This window comes from Streptomyces sp. NPDC047028, assembly GCF_040644095.1.
In the GTDB taxonomy this organism is placed as follows: Bacteria; Actinomycetota; Actinomycetes; order Streptomycetales; family Streptomycetaceae; genus Streptomyces.
Genome location: NZ_JBEYVS010000072.1, coordinates 1 through 22,012, shown reverse-complemented (window position 1 = coordinate 22,012; position 22,012 = coordinate 1). Strand labels below are relative to the sequence as shown.

Genomic DNA, 22,012 nt, shown 5'->3' with positions numbered 1-22,012 from the left:
GGCGGGGTCTGCCCCGGCTCCAGCGGCTCGGGCTTGGCCGGCTGGTGCGGCTGCCTGCCGGTGAACGACGTCGAGCCGTCACCGATGAGCTTGGCGGGGCGGGAAGTGCCGGGGTCCGCGCCCTTGACGCTGTCCGAGTCCTGGTCACCAAGGGAGGAGCGAATGCTTCCGCAGCCGGCCAGTCCCGCGACAGCCGCCGCACTCGCACCAAGGCCGAGGATCCGCCTCCGGGAAAACGTGCGCATGAACATGTGATCACCGATGCGCCGGCCGTCGGCAGAGCCGAACACACCTATCCCTTCTCTAGTCCACTGACGCCGAAATCAGGCCGGACCTTCCACTGGGCCCATGACGTGATGGCCCGTCAGGTCGCCCGAATGCGAAGCACCCCACACAGTGGGGCAGCGTGAGACCGCTGACACAGGCCATTCACACGAGAGCAAGGTACTAACATTGCACCATTGGTGCAAATTTGCATCCAGCGCGTCCCTGAACAGAGTGTCCGATCGCGAAGGGAAGCGTGTCGGGCGAAGAACCAGGGCGCGGGGGTGATCAATTGGCCAGCACGATGGCCGAACGTGCGGTACGCCCTGGCCGAAGACCCCTGCACACAGGCAAGTCCCGAACTGCTGCTTGCAAGGTCCCTCCGCCGACGCAGCCGGAGTATTCGTACTTCGACGTCACGCGACCCTGACCGCCGGGTTGGAGTGGCCGATCAGCTACCGGAAGACACCCGTCGCGATGCACTGCGACGCCGGGCCCGTACGGCAAACGTATCGGCCCAGCGTGCCCCCTGGCCTTTACTCGGGTTTAGAACTACTCACCAAGAAACGATAATGACCGACAGTAAAGATATCTCCATCCTCTAGAATCATGGAGGTCTCTTTTGCAACGGCTTTCTTATTCACCTCCAATTGCTTACCGATCGCAAGGATCTCTACGGTATTCTGCTTTCTGCCGATTTGCACAGACGCAGACACTTTCTCAGAACACAGTGCGCAATTTCCTCCCGCCAGCTTCACCGGACCCCTCTTTCCGATGCGCACCGGCCGAGCGCGCACCTCGAAATCCGACTCGTCGATGGCTGCGTGACCGGGCTCGTCGGGGGCAAGCGGGACGATGAACATGGGAGAGTCGTCCGCAATTTCGTCCCGTTCACGTTGGTCTCGTCGCGCAAACCTTCCGAACCCGCGCGGGCTACGGGACCTGGATCTGTCTTTACGGTGCCCTTCGTCGTCCTTGTCTCGAGGTGTCTTCTTTTTCGATGCTTTAAACCCTATTCCAAACAGGTTACTCTTGATCTCTTCGGGTTCATCCCCTTCATTTCCGGTGAGCCATTGGTTGAACTCGGCGCTGGTCAGCTCTTGCTGAATGATTTCTTTAAGCTTCTCCGGACCGATCCCGAGCGCGCCGGCGATGGTCGTGAGACCCAGCCCGGTTGCGCCCGCCCACGCCCCCCCGGGGCGGTGGCCGAATTCGACCGGCAGCCCTGACAGCTCCGCGAGCCGATAGGACAGATAGCACCCGGTACAGGGCCGCTTGGTTCCTGCGACAATGACTGGTGCGCTCGCGCCAGACTTCAGATAGGCCAGCAGCAGGTTCTGCTCGGAGTGAAAACCCTCCTTGGCCGGTGTCATTACCATGAGCGCACCGGCATGCTCGCTGTCAGTGATCCACTTTGCGATCTTGCCTGCGTCCCCCCCAGCAATCGGCTTCTTCTTGAGATTCTTCTTTATGACGTTCAGTACGGAAATGAAGGCGGCTTTTTGCGTATCATCGACAGATGACACGTCATGGAGCAGTCGGCCCATCCTGTTTATAGCGTCCTCATCCACTGGGCCGCTGGAAGGGTCGAGTATGGAGACAATTTGCTTGAGAACCACTATGTCCTTGACGCTGACCTCTTTCTCTTTCTTACCGGCTTTCTTACTGGCGGCGATGACGTCTTGCATACCGGTGATGACGCCTTGCAAATTCTTCTTGCCACCTGTCGCTTTTTCGCTCGATTGCGCCTTGTTCGGGCACGCCAATACGCGTCCATTTACCTCCATGCACTCAAATTCGAAATCACCTTTCACTGCAAACGTCTCCAAGAGCGCGACGGACAGCTCACTCAATAGCTGCTGCACCCGGTTTTCCACTTTTGGCCTGGGCGGAGACGCCAGCCCATAATCCCTCCATGACCCCATTATGACGCTACCCTTAACTATGTCTCCGGAGTCAGTAAAAAGTTGAGCCAGAAATTGTTCCGCCGTCCCCTTTGTCGACGGGAGTGCCGCACTTTCGACAGGCCAGACGGTGCGCTGCTTAGCCGGCACCCCCTTCTTCTTCTCCGCTTCCAACTTTCCGTAGATGGGCACGAAATATTTGATGAATTCGTCAGGGTCTTGCCCTGTATGCTGCCGAGCTTCCTCCGCCCTCTCCTTCACATAACTCGAATACAGCTGCATTGCTTCTTTGATGCTGGAATATCGATCAGGAGACAAATCTTCCACATCCATGAGGCTGGGCGCCCGTTGAAGCTTCTTTTCCTCAGGTGAAGAAGTCATCGTATTCCGTCCTTCTATTCTCTGCGGCGATGGGCTATTCCAGGCTCTCCAGCGCTTTCATACGTTCCTCCTCGAACATGGCTCTGAGCTGGCCCCTGAGCTCCGGCGTCACGGTGATGGACTCGTCCTCGGCCAAAGAGTCGCAGAGTGCGGAAAGAACGTCTTCCGTGTGATCGACGATCTCGGCGGCGACCTGCTCCACGGGAGCGGTCGTGACGTCCGTCTCAACCAACGGCGGGGCGGGGCGGGTGTCTCCCCAACCAGGGTGGTCTCGCGTAGGCGCCTCACGAGCCGAGTAGCAGTACTTGTAGCCGTCTCGTGCCGGAAGGGCGTACCAGCCCTGGGCCCATGACTCGTGGGCAAGGGATTCCCAGCCGGGGAGCTGGTGGATGGGAATCACTTCATCGGTGATCGGCCTGTCGGACGAGGAGAATGCGGTATCGGTGATCAGACGCCTTGCCGCTTCCCCCGTACCCGCCGGAGGTTGACCAAGCCCCAGAAACCCCGCCACTGAGCCTGCAATGTCCTGTACGGGCTGATTCATGGCATGACCTCATCACTGGTACCTCGGGGGGGCATCCAGCCCGGGCGCCCCGACTGCCGTCGCCTCATCCAGGGTGATGATCCTTTAGCCTGGTGCGGGAACCGCAGCCCGGTCACAGCACGCATGGATTTCCCGGCTCCGCACTCCTGGATCCCATTCTTGCTCCGCACGGCAGGGGGCGCATTCGGGGGCGAACGCGCTGCTCAGGCATCGCGACCTGGTGCGCAGCTCTCTCCGGACCGTGATCGCAAGGGGCGGAGCGTTGCTGGGCCGTCAACCTGGCGTGCTGCATGGTGTGGATGCGCAGCCGACCGGCCGCTCACCAGGACAACTCACCCTACTGGCAGGCGGGTTCCACATCCGTGACCAAGGCTGGGATGTGCGGGACGAAGGGGGTCTCTGTGCCCGTTGCTTCTTCCGTTCGTCTTATGGCCGCCGTCGCGGCCGCCGACCACCACCAGGACCGTCGGGACGCCGCAATATACATCAGCGGCGTGCACCACGCCTCCCGGGGACGGGACGACCGCTCCAACCGCTCTCTGAAATAAGATAGAAAGTGGACATAACAGCAACAGCACTCGCCGGGCCGTGAACCTGGACGGCGGGCGGGGAATTAGGGCTTGGTGACGAAGGTCGGGGCGTCGGGGAGGGCAGCTGGCGCGGTCCCGGGCCTCGGTCCATGAGCGCGGCACGCACATGGCCCGGTCGATGGCAGAGTGCGCGCAGGCGGCGGTTTGCACGAGAGGGCGAGCGACCGGGGTGATCTCGATGAAACCTGCCGTTCCGGTGTACTGGCACCAGGCTCACGATGTGTGACGGCGACGCCAGTGCCGCGCTCCCATGAGCGTGGCGACGACGAGCGAGGCGACCACGGCGGCAGCCGCAGCCGCGACAAATCGGCTACCAGACAACCGCAGGTCGGCCCGCACCGCGACGAGCAGCGCGGCGACCGGCACGATCAGGGACAATCCGGTGCGCAGAAGGATCAGGACGCCTGCCGGTTGCCAGGCGGAGAGGCGGCGTACGCCGGCTCCCGAGGCACTCCCTCCGCGGTAATAGGCCTGAGCCCGGCGGGCCAGGCGAGTAGTAGCCCGGCGATAGGAGCCGCCCATCACTGGAATCCACAGGAGCGGCGCCATGAACCCCGCGACGATGAGCAGGCCCGTGACCAGCCAGCCGGCCGCGCGGCGCAGCCAGCCCTGGTCGTGCCGCTCCGGCTCGATGAGGCCGAGCAAGAGCGCGAGCCTTCGCAGACAGGCCAGGCGTGTCCCTGACGGGAAGCGGCCCTGGGAGACGGTGTCACGTGACTGCGCCGCCGCGGCCAGCCGGACTTCGGCCTCCGCGGCCGTGGCGTAAGCACCCTGGAGGACGAGCAGCTCTGCGGCTCGTCTGCGGGGGCAGCCACCGGTTTCAGCCAGAGAAGCCAATTCGAAGACCATTCGGGCCTGGGAAAGCCAGGCCGCGCAAAATGCGAAAGGGACCAGGATCATGAAGGGGCCACCGACAGCGCTGCCTTCGATCACGGTCCGTCGTACTCCGCGGGCGACGACGACCTCTCCCAGGTCTTCGGCACTCGCCCCGGGCCGGTCCGCCCTCAGACGCGCGACGGCCGCCACCGCATGGGCGTGCTCGCGCTGGACGGCGTGCAGCGCCATACCCTCCGGCAGCCGGACCGGGTCTGCCCATGCTGTCTTGAGGAGATCCCGGATTCCCGGGCCGGAGTCGTCAGCCTGCTGTGGTGGCTGGACGGCAGGTTCTCTGGGATCCATGTGCATCTCCGCTGGGTCACATACCCCCTTCTTCACTCGATGCTGCCTCAGCCGGGAGCGTGACGCACCCCACTGAGCTTCCTGATCATCTCGACGCCGAGACTCGCCCCGCCGTCGCCGAATCCGTCGGCCGACCGTCGACAGTGCGGTGTGTCCATCAGTCGAGAGCGCTTTCCCGATCGACAACGGGGGCGAGCCGGCTGTCCAGTCTTATCGAGTCAGGGAGGATGACGCGGCCATAGGGTCCCAGGCCGCATCCCGCTCCTACGGCGAAATCTTCGACAACCTTAGACCAGGCCGGACCAAGCTCTGCGGGGGCAACCAGGAAGCCGAGGTGGTGATCTTGGGGTGACACCGGTTCTCCGCCACTCCAGTAAGTCGCCTTGGTCCCCGCTCATCCGGAAACCTTCGGCGTCACGGAGTAGCTGTAGGGAGTGGGTGCCGGCTGGGAAGAGGAGTCGCCGGATTGGGCATCAATGGGAGTCAAGTCCACCGAGACCGACATGTCCGTACCGTAGGTGGCGGTATATTTGCCGGTTCCGTCGAAAATGACGGTGCGCGTGGCGGGATTTAGAGAGAAGGTGCTGGGCAGGGCCGGCGGATGATATTTCGCCGTGCCGTACTTCGTGTTCGGTCCGAGCAGATCATACAGGGGTACGTTGGTGAGGTTTTGACCGATGCAGGCATCATTGGACGGAGGGCTGCAATTCTTTACCTTGTAGTCCCCGTTTCCGATCAGATCCGCATGGAGGCCTATGTTCCCGACGGCTTTGACGGACTGCAGAACGACGTACACCTGAGCCTTCATGTGAGGGGGCACCAAGATGTTTTGAGCGGATGCCGTATAGGTCTGCTGGTCGCTGGTGGTTTGCGTTTCGGCCTGACTGAAGCTGATCGTCTGCGCCAGATCGACGCCGGCGCCGCCCGCTGGCGCAGCGAACTTGGCGGTCGTAGTAGTACTCAAGCCTGTCGTGAGAGTAGTACTCAAGGTGGTGTTGATCGCCCGACTGAACGACTGGGTGGTCATGGTTTGCGGATAGTCACTTGGATTGTTAAGCGTTGTTGACCCCACGTACCAGGTGTCAGCAGGAGAGGTCTGCTCCACGCCCACCGGTACAGCCGACGCGTTTGCCGAGGAGATCCGGCTGGTGTCCTGGCTCATGAGTTGCCCGTTGGGTTCGGCGTAACCCGCATAGTAAATAGCCTGCGTGCCCGTGACGTCGTTCAGGTTGACGATCGTGGGTGCTTCGGCGTGAGCGGTGGTCGGTACGAGGATCGACATGCCCAACGAGACGGGAACGATCGCCGCTACTACCTTGAGTGCACCGTTCATCTTTTGCACGAGCCCTCCCGATTCGGAGTGCGCACTTCCAGTGCGCTTATGAAATCTTGCTTATCAGGAATGACCTGGCAGCCGCTGCCGAGCTGCCAGATATTCCGTAACTAGCTACGTTCGCACTGCCGGCGTCCCTATCGCCGATACGTCCGTCAGGAACATCAGGAGCGTAGGTCCCGGAGTGTATATTCCATATAAAAGATCATTTACAGGTCACGCTGCATATACTGCAAATAATGCGTGGAACTCATTTATCTACGCTTAAACGCGTAGTCCACACACATAACGCATGAAGCGAAAGGCGGGCGATGACGTTGCTGTTCTCGGTCGAGGTGACCGGCACGGCACGGGTGCCGACTCGAACAGCCCGTCAAGCATGCGCGGATCGCCCAGAACGCGGAGACTGATCGCGGGCGTAAGGAGTTGCTCGTGGTTCCTGCATTCCTTGCAAGGGTGGTCGCATCGCTGTTGGGCCGAGGAAGCTGGTCACTGCACGTCAAGGCGGCCGGGACAGCGACGGCGGTCCTGGCGCTGGTGATGCTGGGCGGCTCCTGGGCTGTCGTTGCCGCCGAAGCCGGGGCCGGCGGTGCGAACCTCACGTCGTATCCGAGGGCACTGTGGTGGTCGATCGAGACAGCGACCACCGTCGGCTACGGCGACTTCTACCCGGTTACAGCTTGGGGAAGAGTCGTCGGTGCCGTCGTCATGGTCGTCGGCATCACGACGTACGGTATGGTCACGGCTGCCCTGGCGACCTGGTTCGTCGCCCGCGAGCAGCGACGGCACCGGGCACACCAACTGCGCGACGCCGCCACCGAGGCCCTGCACGAACGCTTCGACCGATTGGAGCAGCTGCTCAACCGCGACCGAGGCGCCGATTGAGCCGGGGTCACTGAGGCTGGACTCGTGGACGCGAAACCGGGCGGACGGATCCTCGCCCGACGCACCCTGAAGCGGGACGACATCGCGGTGGTCCCGCGGCACCTGGCGGCGGAGCCCGGCCTTTCCATCGGACGCGGCGGGAAGCTGTCAGGGATCTGGCGCCAACGACACGGCGGCCGGGGACCGAGTCGCCGCCACACGACGCGCTGATGGTGCCAGAACGAGCCAGGCGACCGCCGAGACCGACATGGCATCGGCGCGGCGCCGGCGCCTCCGTGCCCACGACCTTAGATTCCGCTTACACCCCGCATGCCTAAACTCGCTGCACTGCAAGTGAAAACGATTTGCAGTAGCCAGAGCGGACACAGTGGGTCGAACCTCCCCGTAATCATTCGAGCACCGTCGATGCCCCGGCCCCTCGCGCTGCACCAACCTCGGGAGGCGTCGCACCGAGAGCGCCTCACGACGCTCGAGGGGCGCGGGGTAACACCGGACCGTGTCAGCGCCTTGCCCTTCGATGGGGCCGACCACACAACCCGCCCTCCACTTAGCACCTGCCCAAGCGGGACAGAACACCACGAGGAGCAAGACCATGCACGTGCCGGCGCATTCGGGCGACGCGCCCACCCCAACGTCCCAGAACCGGCCGTCGCGGGTGGGGCCCGCGAGTCGCACGGACTCATCGATGGCAGGGGCCCCGGGCGCGGAGGAAGTTCAAGGCGCTCTGTTCGTGCTGCCCCATGCCGTTGCGCACGGCGGCGACGACGGGTGGGCCTCGGCGGCCCTTCGTACGACCCGTGCCGTCGAGGGGCCACAGGTCGCCACAGACGTTCCGCACCGAGTGCTCACCCAGGTCGTGCGGCAGCATTCGCACCCGCGCATTGCGCGGCGGCCGGCGGGAAGCCGGAGTTCCCCGCGTACCTGCCATCGTGAAATGTCTGCTGGCACCGCAGCGGTGGACACTCCCCACTCCTGTGCCAGCGAGGCCCGATGAGCACTTCGACGAACAACGACAGCCCTCGGACCGCGTCTTCCCAAGCGTCGCGACAAACTCGGACGGGCCGCTTCCCGCATCTGCGGCGGGACTTCGCCGCCTCCCTCGTTGTCTTCCTGGTCGCGCTGCCCCTGTGCGTCGGCGTGGCCGTCGCTTCGGGGGCCCCCGCTGAACTGGGCCTGCTCACAGGCATCGTGGGCGGCCTCGTGACCGGCATGATGCGCGGCAGCAGCCTGCAGGTGTCCGGACCCGCAGCCGGGCTGACCGTGCTCGTGTCCGAGGCATTGAAGCAGTTCGGCCTGCCGATGCTCGGTGCACTGGTGCTGGCTACCGGCCTCCTGCAGATTCTGATGGGCGCTCTGAGAATCGGCCGCTACTTCAGGGCCATTTCAGTCTCGGTCGTCGAGGGGATGCTGGCCGGAATCGGTCTGGTGCTCATCGCCGGACAGCTGTATCCCGCGTTGGCCACAAAGGCCCCGGGCCCGGGCCTGGCGAAGCTGACCGGTCTGCCGGGGGCGTTCGTGGCTACCCTGGACAACAGAAGCGGGCTCGTCTCGCTGACCCTGTGTGCGGGCACGGTCGCCGTGCTCGTGCTGTGGAAACGCGTACCGGCGAGGATCCGTGTCGTACCCGGCCCGCTGGTCGCTGTGGGCCTCGCCACGTCGGCCGCGTTCGCGCTGAACCTGCCCGTGGCCACCGTGGAGGTCACGGGTCTGCTGGAGGCTGTCCAGCCCCCTCCCCTGAGCGCGTTCGGCGCATTCACCGGCGTCAGCGTGCTCGGCACTGTCCTGGCGTTCACGCTGATCGCGTCCGCCGAGTCGCTCTTCAGCGCGGCGGCAGTGGACCGGCTGCACGACGGACCGCGTACCCAGTACGACCGGGAACTCATCGCCCAGGGCGCCGGCAACACGGTCTGCGGCTTGCTGGGCGCGCTGCCCATGACCGCGGTGATCGTGCGCAGCGCGGCCAACGTCCAGGCGGGCGCCCGGACGAAGGCCTCCCGTGTCCTGCACGGCGTCTGGCTGCTGCTGTTCGCGGCGCTCCTGCCCGACGCGCTGGCCCTGATCCCCGTCCCGGCCCTCGCCGGCGTCCTCCTCCACGCGGGCGCCAAACTCGTCCCCGTGCGCTCCCTGGCCGGTCTGTGGGGCGAACAACGCGGGGAAGCGCTGATATTGGTGGCCACGGCGGTCTCGATCGTAGCCGTCAGCATGTTTGAGGGCGTACTGATCGGTCTGGCTCTGTCGGTGGCCAAGGCCGCCTGGGAGGCGTCGCACGTCCGGCTGGAAGTCGTCGACACCGGCACCGGGACCACCGAGGCGCGTCTCTCGGGCAATGCGACCTTCCTGCGGCTCCCGAAAATCCTCGACGCTTTGGAATCGCTGCCGCAGGACCGCCGTGTCCGCCTCGACCTCTCCGGCCTCCATCACCTCGATCACGCCTGCCGACTGGCCCTGCACCACTGGGCCGAACACCACGGCACGGCAGGCGCACAGCCGGTACGCCTGACACCGCCGCCGGCCCGCGGCACTCGGCAACCTACGGCCGCGGCCTGAAGCCCGGCCCAACTCGGCCGACGCAGCGGTATGCGCTGCCCTGGCACCGCAAGGCCGCCCAGCAACGTCTCACTTCTCCACAGGGTCCGATGAAACCAGTACTGAGCATCCTGCGTCGCTCCGATCACACCACTGGGGTAAGCAGGCGGAGACCGTGGCTGCTGCTCGCCTTGGGCCTGTGCCCGATATTGACTGCAGCATGCGGCCCGAACATCCCGGCGTCCGGCCACAGATCGGCACGCGAGCCTGCGCTGACGCCCTCGCACATGGCGCCGGACAGAACATCCATCGTGGTGGGCAATCGCGCAGCCGAGAACACCATACGCATCTACGAGGACGCTCGCTGCCCCTTCTGCGCACGGTTCGAACGCGCTGCCGAACCGCTTCTCTCTCGCCTGGCAAGGGGGGGTGACGTGAAAATCGAATACGTCTTGGCCTCGTTCCTCGACGACAGGCTCGGGGGGTCCGGCTCGGTCCGGGCCGCCAATGCCATGCGCGCGTCTGTCCGCACCGGACACTTCCCTGAGTACCATGCCGCCCTGTACGCGCATCAGCCGCCCGAGCAGCTCGACGGCTACCAGTCCGGCTTCCTCCTGAGGACGGCGAACACCGTCCCCGGGCTCCGGGACAGGGAATTCGACCGAGACGTCAAGCACTTGGAGCACCTCGCCTGGGTGGAACGGTCTGAGCACGCGTATGAGGCAGTGGCCTCAGGCACACCATCCATGCACGTCAACGGCCGCGCTGTCCCTGTCGATTCCCAGCATCACATGTACGACCGCAAGGGGATAGCCAAAGTCTTGGACTCCCTTCTGCATCGGCGTCATTAGGGCAGAATCCACGGGCAGGGGCCCGGCGGCTCGTCCGCGAGATACGGCTCCCGGGTGTCAAGAACGGCGCCAGGGTGCCGGTTTCCTGGCAGCGGCCAGCACACTTTGCTCGCCCGGGGGCAAAGTGCCCGCGCGCGCCCTCCAGAGAGAGGAATTCCATGTCTCCGTCAGGCAGCACGAGCGCGTACGACTCCCCGGGCCGGTGCCAGAGACCGTGAACCTCATGGACCGTGCCGGTCTGCGGGTATCTGTATTTGTCCGTCGTGAGGGGGCGCGCGTTCCAGTCGGCCGTCGTGAAGGCATCCGAGCGGTCAAAAGCCACGGAGATTCACCGTCTTTGCTCGCAGGGACACGGGCCCACATGTCCCGTTGAGAGGTCTGCAGCAGGAAAGAGCATCCACCAGTGCTGTCCGCCTCGGTTCGGTCCTCGTCGAGAACGGCCCAGCCGAAGACGTCCCCAGGAAGCGGCCGCGATTGAGTGGCGGTCGCCCCAGGGGGCGGCACACTCTCCTGCTGCACGGTCCGCTCCGCATCCTGCAGAGCGGCGTGGTACCGGACCACGAACTGAGGATGCGTGAGCAAGGAGTTTCTGAGCGTTGCGTTGTGAGCGTGACATCGCTTTCGTCGGACCTATGGTGGTTCGTCGGTCGACTGCACGCCAGCGGTTTCTCCCCCGTCAGCCTGGAAGGACGGTCGCGACCCACTGTCACTCGCTGATTGCGCACCGGAAAGGCTCGAACGGAGCTGCGCCACCCATTGGGCCATTCACGGGAGATCATATGCGTCGTCAAGGAGCATTGCTGCTGCGGAGGCTGCCGTGCGGTCGCTCTGCGGCCGCTCCGGCACGGCCACATCTCTCTCCTGCCGGCGCGAAGGCACCCAAGACGAGCAATCCTTGTTCGGGTGAGCGAGGATGGCAATGGAGCGCAACTCATACAGGTACCGGAGAGAGGAGCTACCGATTCACGGAAGCAGGCACTCCACAGGACCAGGAATGATCATGAGTCAGCCTCCACAACGAGATCAGTCCGACATCTCCCAATCCGTTGCTTCGTTTCTAGGCGGCAACCCATTGCCCGACGGACTCCCCCAGCATGTACAGACGCTCGCGGAAAATAAGACAACGAACACCCATCCCGCTGAACGTCAGAGTAACCGGCAGCTCAAAATCACAAATGATTGGCTTACCTGGGGCGACGCCAATGAATTCATCCGCATCGATGGATGCAGGATAGGTGTGGCACGTAGCGGAGTTCTCTACGTCGCGAAAGAGGGCGGCCTTCATCTCCTGATGTGCGCCGGAAGCAAGGTACGTTTCGCGGATGTCACCTACAACGGCATTCTACTACGACGGGACGGCCGGCAGATCGAACTTGGTGAGAGGCAGGAAGATGTTGAAATTTATCCGGATTCAGATGAAGAACTGGACAGCGAGAATACGAATCGGAACGGTATAACGACGGAAGCGAATTTGGTACGGCGTGGCCAAGAGGGCGATGATGAGGCACCCCCTGATGATGAGACCCTGGAAGATTTCTTGCGGGATGAACGCGATACGGAAGACGCGCTCCGAGACATCGAAATAGGAGAATGGCCTACAACTTCCACTCGTGATACGTCCGGGCTGGGCAGGGAACGGAAGGTACAGACGCCTTCCGACGAGATCGACGGCGTAGAGGGCGACGAAGCGCCATTCGTCATCCAACGCGACAGGCTCCTTTACCGCGGTGGCGGACCGGTGCACTTCGAAGGCCTACCTGTTCGTTTGGACGGAAACGACTTCCTGTACATCGTCATGGACGGAAATCAGAGATACCTCATCGACGGACGCGGCACCCGGGTGAGCGTCTGGATAGCTGGTATCGACGCGACAACTCGGGCGTTGACCGTGGCGGGTGACACAATACGGCTCAACTTGCTTGAGTCGACCACGGCCGACCTTGACATGGATGACGGGTACCAAGATGAGGAGAAACGCCCAGCCACTCCGGATACACCACCGCCGTCGGAGTCGGTGTCGGATCAGTCTCTGCCCGGTTGGGACAAAGAGGCCGGCCGCTGGAGCTCCAGCGCTCTAAGCGGGCATCCGAAGGTGGATGACTATCCGCACCCGAAGCAGTATGACATTCCAAAATATGAAGAAGCGACGTTCTGTACCATCTGCCGCGAACCTGTGTTCGCACCTGCTCAACAGGAAGAACAGGAATCGGCCGTGTACCGGTGTCCGTTCTTCGAAGTGGACAGCCACCGCGTGAGGATCAAGGACGAACCACAGTCGAAGTTGGGCCTCTACTACCACCAGGACTGCGTCCCGAGGCCCGAATGCCCTGCGTGCGGAGCCGTCTTCGCCTCCGTCACGGCCCCCGGCAAGCGGCCGGCCCGGCCCCAGCGTAAGGTCTGCCTGGCCGACCGCTGGAAAGGCGGCATCCCCCAAGGTCTCAACACGAGTCTTTGCTACGCAGCGGCCACCGCGACCGCAGCCAATGCCCACGAGGCCGAGTGGACCGTCGACGACGTCGCTCACGCCTACGTGCGAACCCCCTCCGGCAGGAGGAGTAGCAGCGCGCAAGCCTATCTAGCGGCCTACGACGAGGCAGCCAAGACCCTCAGCCCGGGGGCGAGCGTCACCAGCGTCCATAAGGTGATGGAACTGGACCAGTACGGTCGCGGCTGGAAGGCCTCACTCAGCGGACTGCTCCAGTGGGGGCACCCCACATTCCCCACCACTGAAGTTCCCCATACCACCCTGCTCGGAAAGAGCCTCAATTTCGACCAGTACCAGCGCATGATCGACACCAATCACCTGGTCATGGTTGGCGATGATAACCACTGGGTGGTGGTCTTCGGATACGAAGTGGCAAGCGATACGATCCCACAGGCCCAACTGTGGTACTACGACCCCCTGACCGACAAGGAAACCAATAAGCCGGTCAATGACTTCATAGCAGCACGCGCGGAAACAGCGGATACCATCATCGTGTGAATCGGCCCGGGCGCCAAAGGGTGGTCAGAGCCGCGGCTCGGCTCTGACCACCCGGCCCTCCGCTCGTCGGCTACTGCACCGCCGTCGAGCTGAGCACGGGGTCCGGCGAGGGGTAGCAAGCAGTCGGCACACTCAGCGTGAAGATCCAGATCGGCACCGCGGCCGAGAAGGTGAGACCCGGGTTTGTATAGCTGTTGCCGCCAAGCTGGGTGTTGATGACTGTGCCCGCAACCCCGGCCGTCAACTGCAGATTGACCTGCGGAAGGGTGAAAGTGCCTCCGCCTGCTATGGGGCCGGGCACGCTCAGGACGATGTCCTTGCCCTTCACAGCAACGGAGGGAGTCGATCCCAGCCCCGAACCCCCGGACAGCGTGACGCCGGCCACGGTCGCGTTAGCGGGAATCGGCATCGTCAGGTTCAGGCCACTGATCGACTTGACGGTGTAACCGCTCACAGAGCGAGGCACGGTAAGCGCGTCCGTGGCGATCGTGACGGTGAAGGTACTACCCGGCGATACGCGATCAGGCGCTGTGGCATTTGCGCCCGCGTCGAGCGAGAAGCTTTGCGGAGAAGTGAAGGAGGGCGATGCCTGGCACTGGAGGGGAACCGGCATATCCTGAGCGATTGCCGGACCGGCGGTCAGTCCTCCCAGAGCGGCTGCGGCAGCAAGCAGGACCAGTAACCGGGTCGTTGAAGACAAGGAACGCATGACCACCCTTTCGGCATGGGTGAAGGAAGCGCGACCACGCGGTATGAACGAGGTCGGCCAGTCGTGTGCATGACAGCATTCGGAGTGCAAGAACACAAGGCGCACGGCCCAGCCGGAAGGCCGGTGCGGCGGACTTGACGTTTGTCGCCGCTGCGCTCACGGTGCCGGTCGCGTACGAGGAGGGAAAGCCAGACGTCTGCTGCACGCTGCCCGTCCGAGCGGACGGCTGACGGTACGGCTCACCGCCGTGGAGTGGAATACCGGCTGCTGTGGTGCGGGAAGAGGTCTCTGCGGATCGGCGACAGGCGTGGCTTCAGCTGAGGGGGAGGGAGGCGGCGAGACCGCACGACGTCCGAGACCGGCTCGGAATGGGTCGCCGGCCTCGTACCACGAGACGGCGTGGACTCCGCCCGACCCGAAATCTCCCCCACGGATTGGGCCAGCTAGCAGGCTTCCCTAGGAGTCGGAGTCCGGCACCTCCCGTGCCGCAGCGTACGCCTGAGTCGGCGTCATGGAAACGCCATTCACATTGACTGTCGCGAATCGGCTGACCTCGGCACAGGATGCCGCTCTGTCAGCCGTGAAGACGTGTGCGTCGGCCAGCGCTTCGTTCCTCAAGGCGGATGCCGGCGGCGTCGGCTCATTCGGGTACCCCGTGCCGCGCGGCCAGTCGTTTCCGATCACCAACGTCAGTCGGCTGTCTCGGCCCTGCTTGAGGTGGGAGCCGGTGATGCCGAGCGCCGCAGCCACGGTACGCGCCTCGGCTTCCCGGCCGGGGCCGTAGGTGAGTGTGGTGGCCTTCGCCGGACCGGGAGCATTGGAGGCGGTGGTGGCGGAGCTGAAGCCCCTGCCGATCAGGGATTCGGCGACGGCGGAGGCCCGGCCGGTGATACTGGTGCCATTCTGTACCGTCACGGCGATCCGCGACGAGGGCACCGTCGTGGCCGAGGGGGTCGCAGGGGCCTTCCCTGACTTCTTGCCCGAGCCCGTGGACAGAGGAACGTCCTGGGCGATCGCGGAGAACAGCTTCTCGGCAGCCGGAGCGGGTACGACGCGGTTGCTGTCGTCAGGGTCCGGATCACTCTGCATCGTGGTGAAGGTCGCGCGGCCGGCGGGCACCTTGTTCAGGTCTCTTGCGAGGCTGATGAGCTTGTCGATGCTGCCCAGACCGTCGTCGACGGTCAACGCCCTGGTAGCTGCGTCGGCAAGCGAATAGAGGGTGGTGGGGTGAGTGAGTAGGTCCGTGCTCTTTACCTTGCGGAGCAACGCGGCGAGGAAGAGGTGCTGAGTACGCGTGCGGCCGAGATCGCTGCCGTCGCCGAACGCGTGCCGGGCCCGAACGAACTGGAGGGCAGCCTCGCCCTTCAGGGTGTGGGTGCCTTTCGACAGCTTCAGGTGTGAGTAGGTGTCGTAGACGTTGTCGCTGACGCAGACGGCGACTCCTCCGACGGCGTCCGACATCTTGACCACACCAGAGAAGTCGAGCTTGATGAAATGGTCGATGGGAATTCGGGTGAGCTGATGGGTCGTAGCCACCTGGCACGCCGGTCCGTACTGCAATGCGCTGTTGATCTGACCGTAGTAGCCGGCCGTGGAGGCGTGGGTCTCCTCGTCGTTACAGGAAGGTATGCGGGTCATGGTGTCGCGAGGAATACTCATCACTGTGGTGTTGGAGCGGTCGGCGGATATGTGTACCACCATCTGCACGTCGGCATTTCCGTAGCCGGTCTGGACCCCAGTGCTCGCACAGCCGCCACCGAGTTTGCAGTCCGCCTTACTGGTCCGGCCGTCAGATCCCATGACAAGGATGTTGATCGGCTTGCGTCCGAAGGCATCGGCCGTCTCGGCGCCGCCTCTTCCCTCCAGCGAGACGCTGTGAATCTTGCCGTTCAGGCGCTCGTAGAACCACCAGCCGACGCCCGCGGTCGCCAGAACCAGAATGAACATGCACATCGAGGCGAACTTCACAAAGCGCCTGCCCCTCCGTAGCGTACGGGCTCGCCGATGCGACCGCGGGCCGGATGCGCCAGGAGCCGTACGGGCGGCGGCGCCTTCGTAGGGCAAGGGGACGCCTTCACAACCGCCTGTCCCCTGCGCGGATACCCGGACCGTACGACCATGTTCTACCGGTCCGAGCGGGCCATGTCCCGAGTCGTTCATCATCCACTTCCGCTATACGTCAAGTTTGCGTCACGTCGGCGCCGCGTAGTCGAGACAATCCGGCCAAGCCCGGTTCAGTCCCCGCCGACTGATCTGGACGTGTCCCGTCCCGCTTTCGCGCCCCCATGCACCGTCGTCCTTGTTACATCACGTGCACTAAGGCCCGTGTGAGGCGGAACGTGCCGCCGGTGACCTGAACGGGGCTCAGGACACGGAGTCGGGGCGGTACGTAAAAGCGGGTGCGGACGTCTGACCGTCACCAGCCTTGCCGTAGCGCGTCTGCCCACTTGCTCTCCTGTCATCAACTAGCTGTCGTTCAAGAACAGTTCATGGGGAGACACATCTCGACACCACAGCACGCGGCGTTCCTCCGGCGGTCACGGTCACGCAGGGGAAGTCGCAGACGACTTGGCGGTGTCGGAGTGAGGCAGGCCGACCCCCCACCCGGGTTGAACGCCGCTGGGGCGCTGCCGGCATTCACGGGTCTGCGTGGCCAGCGGCTGCGTGCTGGTGCCCGGGCGAGCGGGGACGGCACGAAAGTGCTCGCGGTAAGGGCCGGGAATCGCCTGAGCATAAGGATGCCTCCCCCGTCGTGAGTTGGACGGCCGAGTGTCGCCGCCCACTCCGGAAAAGTCCACTCGTCGGGCCGCCTTTGGAACCGCGCTGGAGCCATGGGATTTCGGGTCCTTCTATGTGCGAGACTCGTCCGTGAGGCGGAGGACTCATCTCCTCTTCTACTCACCAAGGTTGAAAACACCGTTGCGCTTCTGCATATCGTCTGAAAATCGACGCTTCACGACGGGCGGCGGGTTCATCCCAGCCAGGTCTGGGGGGGTGGCCCAAGGCGTGCGCGCTGATCCCATTCCTCCGAACAATTGCCAGTTCCTGTAGACACCGGGCTGAGGTAACCGGGTTGGCCGCCTCGCGTGACCGCCATCCGGAGGTCAAGCTCTCCGCTGTCACGCGCCGGCCTGCCAGGACAGGGACTCAACGAGCCGCCACACCCGCACCAGGGGCGGGCTGTCGGCACCCGGCGCCGCGCGGCGGATCGTGACCGCCGGCGGTCTTCGCGACGGCCGTGCATCGACTGGTGCCGTATGTACGGGCTGACGAATCGACAGCTTGCGGGGTTCAGCGCTGCCTACGTCAGCGAGGAAGGATCAGAGGGCGTCAGCGATCTGATCAAGAAGCTTGCCAGCTCGTCAGATGCACCAAAAACGCTCCCTTTCCCAACACGGGTCCGGTCAACCTACCGAGGGGACCAGCGCCAATCCATCGAGCGACGGCGGGTTGCTCTTTGAGTTCGAGGAGCTCCGCACGCGCGACGGCGGGCCGTGGTCGGCCTGTCGGGCCAGTCTGGCACGCCTGAGCCACTCATGAAATACTGGGAATGAGTGGAAGGGAGGAGCGGTATGGCCAGTCCGTCGCCTGAACTTAATAAAGACCACATTCCACCAGTAGTCTCCAGCTTCCTGAAAGAGAACATCCCGTCCACCGAGATTATTGACTCCCTGAAGTCTCCCTCCACGGGCAAGACCATTCCACATAAGGACGAGGTCAAATCCACGAAAGGTCAAGGGGTTTTCGTGGTGGGGCACGGAACCTCCGGCTCGCCTGCATCGGTACCCGTCGGCACCGGCAATAGGGTGCATCTTTACACCAGCCCAGGCAGAAATATCGCAGTGATGGCGCTTCCCCACATACTCAGCGGTGAAGCTCAGGCAACCGAATCAGAGTCCAACTCAATACCAAATTTCGAATTGGCGCCCTTCACGGCAGCACAAATATCCCTTATCGAAAAGATCTCCGGCAAAATTAAAGAAACAATTGTCGTGGGCGGAAGCCAATTGCCCAGCCGTATTCGCCTCTGCACCGGCACATGCAAGACCTCGCATGACTGTGATGGCCTTCTGGCCAAGTATTCCGACATTTACCTGATCATGTGTCGCGGCGACACGGGAAGTACCGTCGACTACCCGGGAATGAAAGCCGCCGAGGTCTTCAAATTTTCCTCAGAGGTTCGCGACATTTTCGAGCGCACATTTACGGAGGAGAAAAACGTACGCCAGGAGCTGTCGGTCCTGACGGACGGCGCCAGGAATAAATATCTTCTTGCCAGCGCCGAGTTGAACAGTTGGTATGCAGGCGAGATCGCGGGCACATACTATCCGCTTGTCAGGAAATCATACACCGAATTCCGCAAAATTTTGGGCATCATTCCCACTGATCACCACGTTCGTTCCATAACCGAATTTTCCGAGGCCGTCTTGATTTTGCTCATGCAATGGAACACCGCTCATATTTCCGCGGTTCGCGACCTTGTTGGAAAAGCTGCGGAAGAAGCTGAGGAACAGACCGAAGAGGTGGAAACAGATCCTGCTCCTGAGCAGGTCACGGCGATCGTCAGCAACCTCAGGTCTCTGGCAGGCGTCATCCAGCAAATCGGAAAGCAGCTGCCGCCGTCGTAAATGGTTGACCTTGAGCGGCGCCACGGGTCAGGGTGCGAGCGGCGCGGTTTCCCAGGCCCGCGCCGGGAAGGTGAACCACCGTGAGCACGCTGATCGGCCCGAAGGACATCGAGGCCGCCGCCGGGCGGATCGCCGGGCACGTCGTACGGACGCCGACCACGGACAGCCCCGGCCTGTCCGAACTGCTCGGCGTACCCGTCACCGCGAAGCTCGAACTGCTGCAGCGCACCGGCTCGTTCAAGGCGCGCGGCGCGGTGGCGAAGCTGCTGTCGCTGAGCGAGGCCGAGCGGGCCGCGGGCGTGGTGGCGGTCAGCGGCGGCAACCACGGGATCGCCCTCGCGGTGATGGCGGCCGCCCTGGACGTCAAGGCCACCGTGGTCATGCCGCGCACCGCGCCCGCCCGGTCGCTCGCCGCCGCCGAGCGGGCCGGGGCGTCCCTGCGGCTCACCGACGGCATGGACAGCGCCTTCGAGCTGGTGACCCGGCTGCGCGACGAGGGGCTGACCCTGGTCCACCCGTTCGACGACCCGCTGGTGATCGCCGCGCAGGGCACGGTGGGACTGGAGTTCGCCGCGGACGCCGGTGAGCTGACGGACGTGCTCGTCAGCGTGGGCGGCGGCGGTCTGATCGCCGGGGTGGCCGCCGCGCTGCGGGAGCGCCGCCCGGGCGTGCGGGTGTGGGGCGTGGAGACGGAGGGCGCCGAGGCCATGTCGGCCGCGCTGAAGGCGGGCGGGCCGGTGCCCGTGCCGGTGTCCTCCCTCGTCACCACGCTCAGCGCGCCGAGCGTGTCACGGCTGACCTACGACCATGTGTCGGCGCTGGTCGAGGAGGTCCTGGTGGTCCCGGACCGGGAGGCCGTACGCGGCTGCCTGGACCTCGCCGAGCACGCCAAGCTGTGGGCGGAGCCGGCCGCGGGCTGTCTGCTGCCCGCCGCCCGGGAGGTCGCGGCGCGCGTCGGCGACGGCGTCCGGCTGGGGCTGGTGGTCTGCGGGGGCAACGCGTCGCCCGGTGACGTCCTCGGCTGGGCGGACGGGTTCGGACTGGGCTGACCGGCGTCTTAAGCCGGCCGGAGACGCCCGCTCCCATCCCGTGGACCACTCCGGGGAGTTGAACGAAAGACAGCGTTGTCCAGGGAGCCGCGACTCTTTGAACACACCCCCGCACGGCCCGCGTACCTCTGTGCACAACGGCAACCGGTGTGTCAGCGAGGGATGGTCATGGGCAAGGCGCAGGTGTCCGCACACGAGTTGGTCGCAGGACGGTACCGGCTCCTGGAGGTCTTCGCCCGCGAGACCAACCGCCTGTGGTGGTACGCCGAGGACGTGGCGGTGGACCGGCCCCGCTTGGTCGCGCAGACCGCCCTGCCCGAGCCCGGCCCGGCGGACTCGGCGCCGCGGGCCACCGCCCGGATCGTCCGGACCTCGGAAACCATGCGGCTGCTGTGCCCCGGCCGGGTGGCCCGGGTCGTCGACGCCGTCGTCGAGGCGGGCACGCTGTGGACGGTCACCGAGTGGATCGACGGCACACCGCTCGGTCAACTCCTCCACCAGGAGGGGCCGTTCCCGCCCGGCCGGGCGGCCCGGATCGGTCTGGACGTGCTCGACGTCCTGCGGGCGGCGCACGACGCGGGCATCACGCACGGCGAGCTGAGCCCCGACCAGGTATTCGTGCGGGCGCGGGGTCCGGCCCTGGTCGCGGGCTTCGGCCTGGCCGGGGCGACCCTGGTGCCCCGGGTCACCGCACCGTCGTACGCCTCTCCGGAACAGGCCCGCGACGAACGCCTCGGACCGGCCGCCGACCTGTGGGCGCTCGGGGCGATCCTCTACACGATGGTCGAGGGCCGTCCCCCGTTCCGGGACCGCGGCCGGCCGGACGCCACGCTGAAGGCGGTGGACCGGCTGCCGTTGCGCGCGCCGCTGCGCACGGGTTCCCTCACCAGACCGTGCAGGGCCTGCTGCGCAAGAACTCCCGCGAGCGGCTCACCCGGCCGGTGGTCCGCGAGGCCCTGGTCCGGGCCCTCGACGAGGAAGAGGAGGCCGGCCCGGCGCCGGCCGACGGCCGCGGTCGGCGCGCTGCCGCCGGGTCCGTACGGCACGGCGGCGTCCGGGCGGCGCTCGGGCGCCGGGGGCCGGGCCGGGGCCGACGGGCCCTGGCCGCCGGGTGCGCGCTGGCCGTCCTCGCCGTCACCGTCGCCGCGCTGGCCGCGACCCACCACCTGCCCGGCGGCTCCACGACGAGCGCCTCACCCGGGGCGAGCGCCGTGCCGTCCCCTTCGGCCACCCGCACGGACGGCACCGGCGGGGGCACCGCGAGCGCCCGGCCCGGCGCGGGCACCGGTTCGGCCTCCGCCCTGCCGGACGGCTACCGCCGGCTGACCGCGCCGGAGGGTTTCTCCGTGGCCCTGCCGCCGGGGTGGAAACGGCTGTCCACCATTCGCGGGACCGGCCACACCTACCGGATCACCTTCGGCCCGGGCGGCGACGCCCCGGCGCTGGCCGTCACCCACAGCGAGGGACTCGGCCCGGACCCGGTCGCCGTCTGGCGGGACGCCGTCGAGCCGGTCCTGGAGCGGCTCGACGGCTACCACCGGATCGGTGATGTCCGGGCCACCACCTACCAGGGCCACAAGGCGGCCGACCTGGAGTGGCTCGCCGGGACCGGGGACCGCCGGGTGCACACCTTCGGGCGGGGTTTCCTGGTGGGCGGGCACCAGGGGTTCTCCCTGCGCTTCACCACCACGGCCGCCACCTGGGAGGACTCCGCCGGCCGGCTGGCGCTGCGCACGTTCCTGGGCACGTTCCGGGTGCCGGACGAGTGAGCCCGGCACCCGGCCGTTTTCCGCCCCGCACCACGGGGACTCGGGCCCCATGGTGAGAATCGGATACACGATGATGACCGAGCAGGCCGGCCCCCGGGACCTGGTGGACCATCTGGTGCGGGCCGAGGAGGCGGGCTTCGACTTCTCCGTCACCTCGGACCACTACTTTCCGTGGCTGCGCGCGCAGGGCCACTCGCCGTACGCCTGGAGCGTGCTCGGCGCCGCCGCGCAGGCCACCTCGCGGATTCCGCTGATGACGTACGTGACCTGCCCGACGGGCCGCTACCACCCGGCGGTGGTGGCGCAGAAGGCGGCGACACTGTGACCTGCCCCACCTCCCAGGTTCCAGTTCTGGTGGCTAACTGACAGCCCTTCACGGAAGGCTGGCAGTCATGCCTCGTCCCTATCCTCCGGAGT

General features: G+C 65.1%; 12 protein-coding genes and 3 pseudogenes. 8 read left to right on the top strand and 7 right to left on the bottom strand.

Translation table 11 applies throughout. From position 1 onward, the window contains the following. The 5 genes and pseudogenes from ABZ854_RS35175 to ABZ854_RS35155 form a co-directional block, all read right to left on the bottom strand. A pseudogene (locus tag ABZ854_RS35175) lies at positions 1–245 on the bottom strand (hypothetical protein); the annotation flags it as partial. Between the two features lie 555 nt (positions 246–800). Continuing rightward, the gene (locus ABZ854_RS35170) at positions 801–2,549 is read right to left on the bottom strand and encodes a hypothetical protein (protein ID WP_361219535.1); all 1,749 of its coding nucleotides are present in this window, start codon (positions 2,547–2,549) and stop codon (positions 801–803) included. A 34-nt stretch (positions 2,550–2,583) separates the two neighbouring features. Further along, on the bottom strand, positions 2,584–3,093 hold the full coding sequence (locus tag ABZ854_RS35165; protein ID WP_361219532.1) for a hypothetical protein: 510 nt from the start codon (positions 3,091–3,093) through the stop codon (positions 2,584–2,586). Positions 3,094–3,896: 803 nt separating this feature from the next. Next, positions 3,897–4,862 (bottom strand): hypothetical protein, encoded by a 966-nt coding sequence (locus tag ABZ854_RS35160; RefSeq protein WP_361219531.1) that lies wholly within the window; start codon positions 4,860–4,862, stop codon positions 3,897–3,899. Positions 4,863–5,256: 394 nt separating this feature from the next. After that, the gene (locus ABZ854_RS35155; protein ID WP_361219543.1) at positions 5,257–6,195 is read right to left on the bottom strand and encodes an ETX/MTX2 family pore-forming toxin; all 939 of its coding nucleotides are present in this window, start codon (positions 6,193–6,195) and stop codon (positions 5,257–5,259) included. Positions 6,196–6,627: 432 nt separating this feature from the next. Here ABZ854_RS35155 and ABZ854_RS35150 point away from each other — a divergent pair, with 432 nt between their 5' ends. The 4 genes from ABZ854_RS35150 (at position 6,628) to ABZ854_RS35135 (ending at position 13,440) form a co-directional block, all read left to right on the top strand. Then, the gene (locus ABZ854_RS35150) at positions 6,628–7,080 is read left to right on the top strand and encodes an ion channel (protein ID WP_361219528.1); all 453 of its coding nucleotides are present in this window, start codon (positions 6,628–6,630) and stop codon (positions 7,078–7,080) included. 990 nt (positions 7,081–8,070) lie between these two features. After that, on the top strand, positions 8,071–9,627 hold the full coding sequence (locus tag ABZ854_RS35145) for a SulP family inorganic anion transporter (RefSeq protein ID WP_361219525.1): 1,557 nt from the start codon (positions 8,071–8,073) through the stop codon (positions 9,625–9,627). Positions 9,628–9,893: 266 nt separating this feature from the next. Continuing rightward, positions 9,894–10,457, top strand: coding sequence for a thioredoxin domain-containing protein (locus ABZ854_RS35140; protein ID WP_361219522.1), 564 nt, complete (start codon positions 9,894–9,896; stop codon positions 10,455–10,457). Between the two features lie 1,000 nt (positions 10,458–11,457). Then, entirely contained in the window at positions 11,458–13,440 is a 1,983-nt protein-coding gene (locus ABZ854_RS35135; RefSeq protein WP_361219520.1) for a hypothetical protein, read from the top strand. Between the two features lie 70 nt (positions 13,441–13,510). On the opposite strand, the gene ABZ854_RS35130 is transcribed toward ABZ854_RS35135, so the two are convergent. Next, positions 13,511–14,149 carry a cyclase gene (locus ABZ854_RS35130; protein WP_361219517.1) on the bottom strand — a complete coding sequence of 213 codons (639 nt, stop codon included), beginning with the start codon at positions 14,147–14,149 and terminating at the stop codon, positions 13,511–13,513. Between the two features lie 456 nt (positions 14,150–14,605). Then, on the bottom strand, positions 14,606–16,102 hold the full coding sequence (locus ABZ854_RS35125) for an LCP family protein (RefSeq protein WP_361219540.1): 1,497 nt from the start codon (positions 16,100–16,102) through the stop codon (positions 14,606–14,608). Positions 16,103–17,721: 1,619 nt separating this feature from the next. Between ABZ854_RS35125 and ABZ854_RS35120 the strand changes: the two genes are divergently transcribed. The 4 genes and pseudogenes from ABZ854_RS35120 to ABZ854_RS35105 form a co-directional block, all read left to right on the top strand. Further along, positions 17,722–18,777 carry a hypothetical protein gene (locus tag ABZ854_RS35120; RefSeq protein ID WP_361219514.1) on the top strand — a complete coding sequence of 352 codons (1,056 nt, stop codon included), beginning with the start codon at positions 17,722–17,724 and terminating at the stop codon, positions 18,775–18,777. Between the two features lie 89 nt (positions 18,778–18,866). Next, positions 18,867–19,826, top strand: coding sequence for a threonine/serine dehydratase (locus ABZ854_RS35115; protein WP_361219537.1), 960 nt, complete (start codon positions 18,867–18,869; stop codon positions 19,824–19,826). A 162-nt stretch (positions 19,827–19,988) separates the two neighbouring features. After that, positions 19,989–21,595, top strand: a pseudogene (locus tag ABZ854_RS35110) (protein kinase). A 49-nt stretch (positions 21,596–21,644) separates the two neighbouring features. Beyond that, positions 21,645–21,917, top strand: a pseudogene (locus tag ABZ854_RS35105) (LLM class flavin-dependent oxidoreductase); the annotation flags it as partial. Positions 21,918–22,012: the final 95 nt, after the last annotated feature.

What these genes read in the sequence shown, in the direction of transcription:
- ABZ854_RS35170 (WP_361219535.1), bottom strand. Translation starts at nt 2,549, where the DNA reads ATGACTTCTTCACCTGAGGAAAAGAAGCTTCAACGGGCGCCCAGCCTC.
- ABZ854_RS35165 (WP_361219532.1), bottom strand. Translation starts at nt 3,093, where the DNA reads ATGAATCAGCCCGTACAGGACATTGCAGGCTCAGTGGCGGGGTTTCTG.
- ABZ854_RS35160 (WP_361219531.1), bottom strand. Translation starts at nt 4,862, where the DNA reads ATGGATCCCAGAGAACCTGCCGTCCAGCCACCACAGCAGGCTGACGAC.
- ABZ854_RS35155 (WP_361219543.1), bottom strand. Translation starts at nt 6,195, where the DNA reads ATGAACGGTGCACTCAAGGTAGTAGCGGCGATCGTTCCCGTCTCGTTG.
- ABZ854_RS35145 (WP_361219525.1), top strand. Translation starts at nt 8,071, where the DNA reads ATGAGCACTTCGACGAACAACGACAGCCCTCGGACCGCGTCTTCCCAA.
- ABZ854_RS35140 (WP_361219522.1), top strand. Translation starts at nt 9,894, where the DNA reads ATGGCGCCGGACAGAACATCCATCGTGGTGGGCAATCGCGCAGCCGAG.
- ABZ854_RS35135 (WP_361219520.1), top strand. Translation starts at nt 11,458, where the DNA reads ATGAGTCAGCCTCCACAACGAGATCAGTCCGACATCTCCCAATCCGTT.
- ABZ854_RS35130 (WP_361219517.1), bottom strand. Translation starts at nt 14,149, where the DNA reads ATGCGTTCCTTGTCTTCAACGACCCGGTTACTGGTCCTGCTTGCTGCC.
- ABZ854_RS35125 (WP_361219540.1), bottom strand. Translation starts at nt 16,102, where the DNA reads ATGTGCATGTTCATTCTGGTTCTGGCGACCGCGGGCGTCGGCTGGTGG.
- ABZ854_RS35120 (WP_361219514.1), top strand. Translation starts at nt 17,722, where the DNA reads ATGGCCAGTCCGTCGCCTGAACTTAATAAAGACCACATTCCACCAGTA.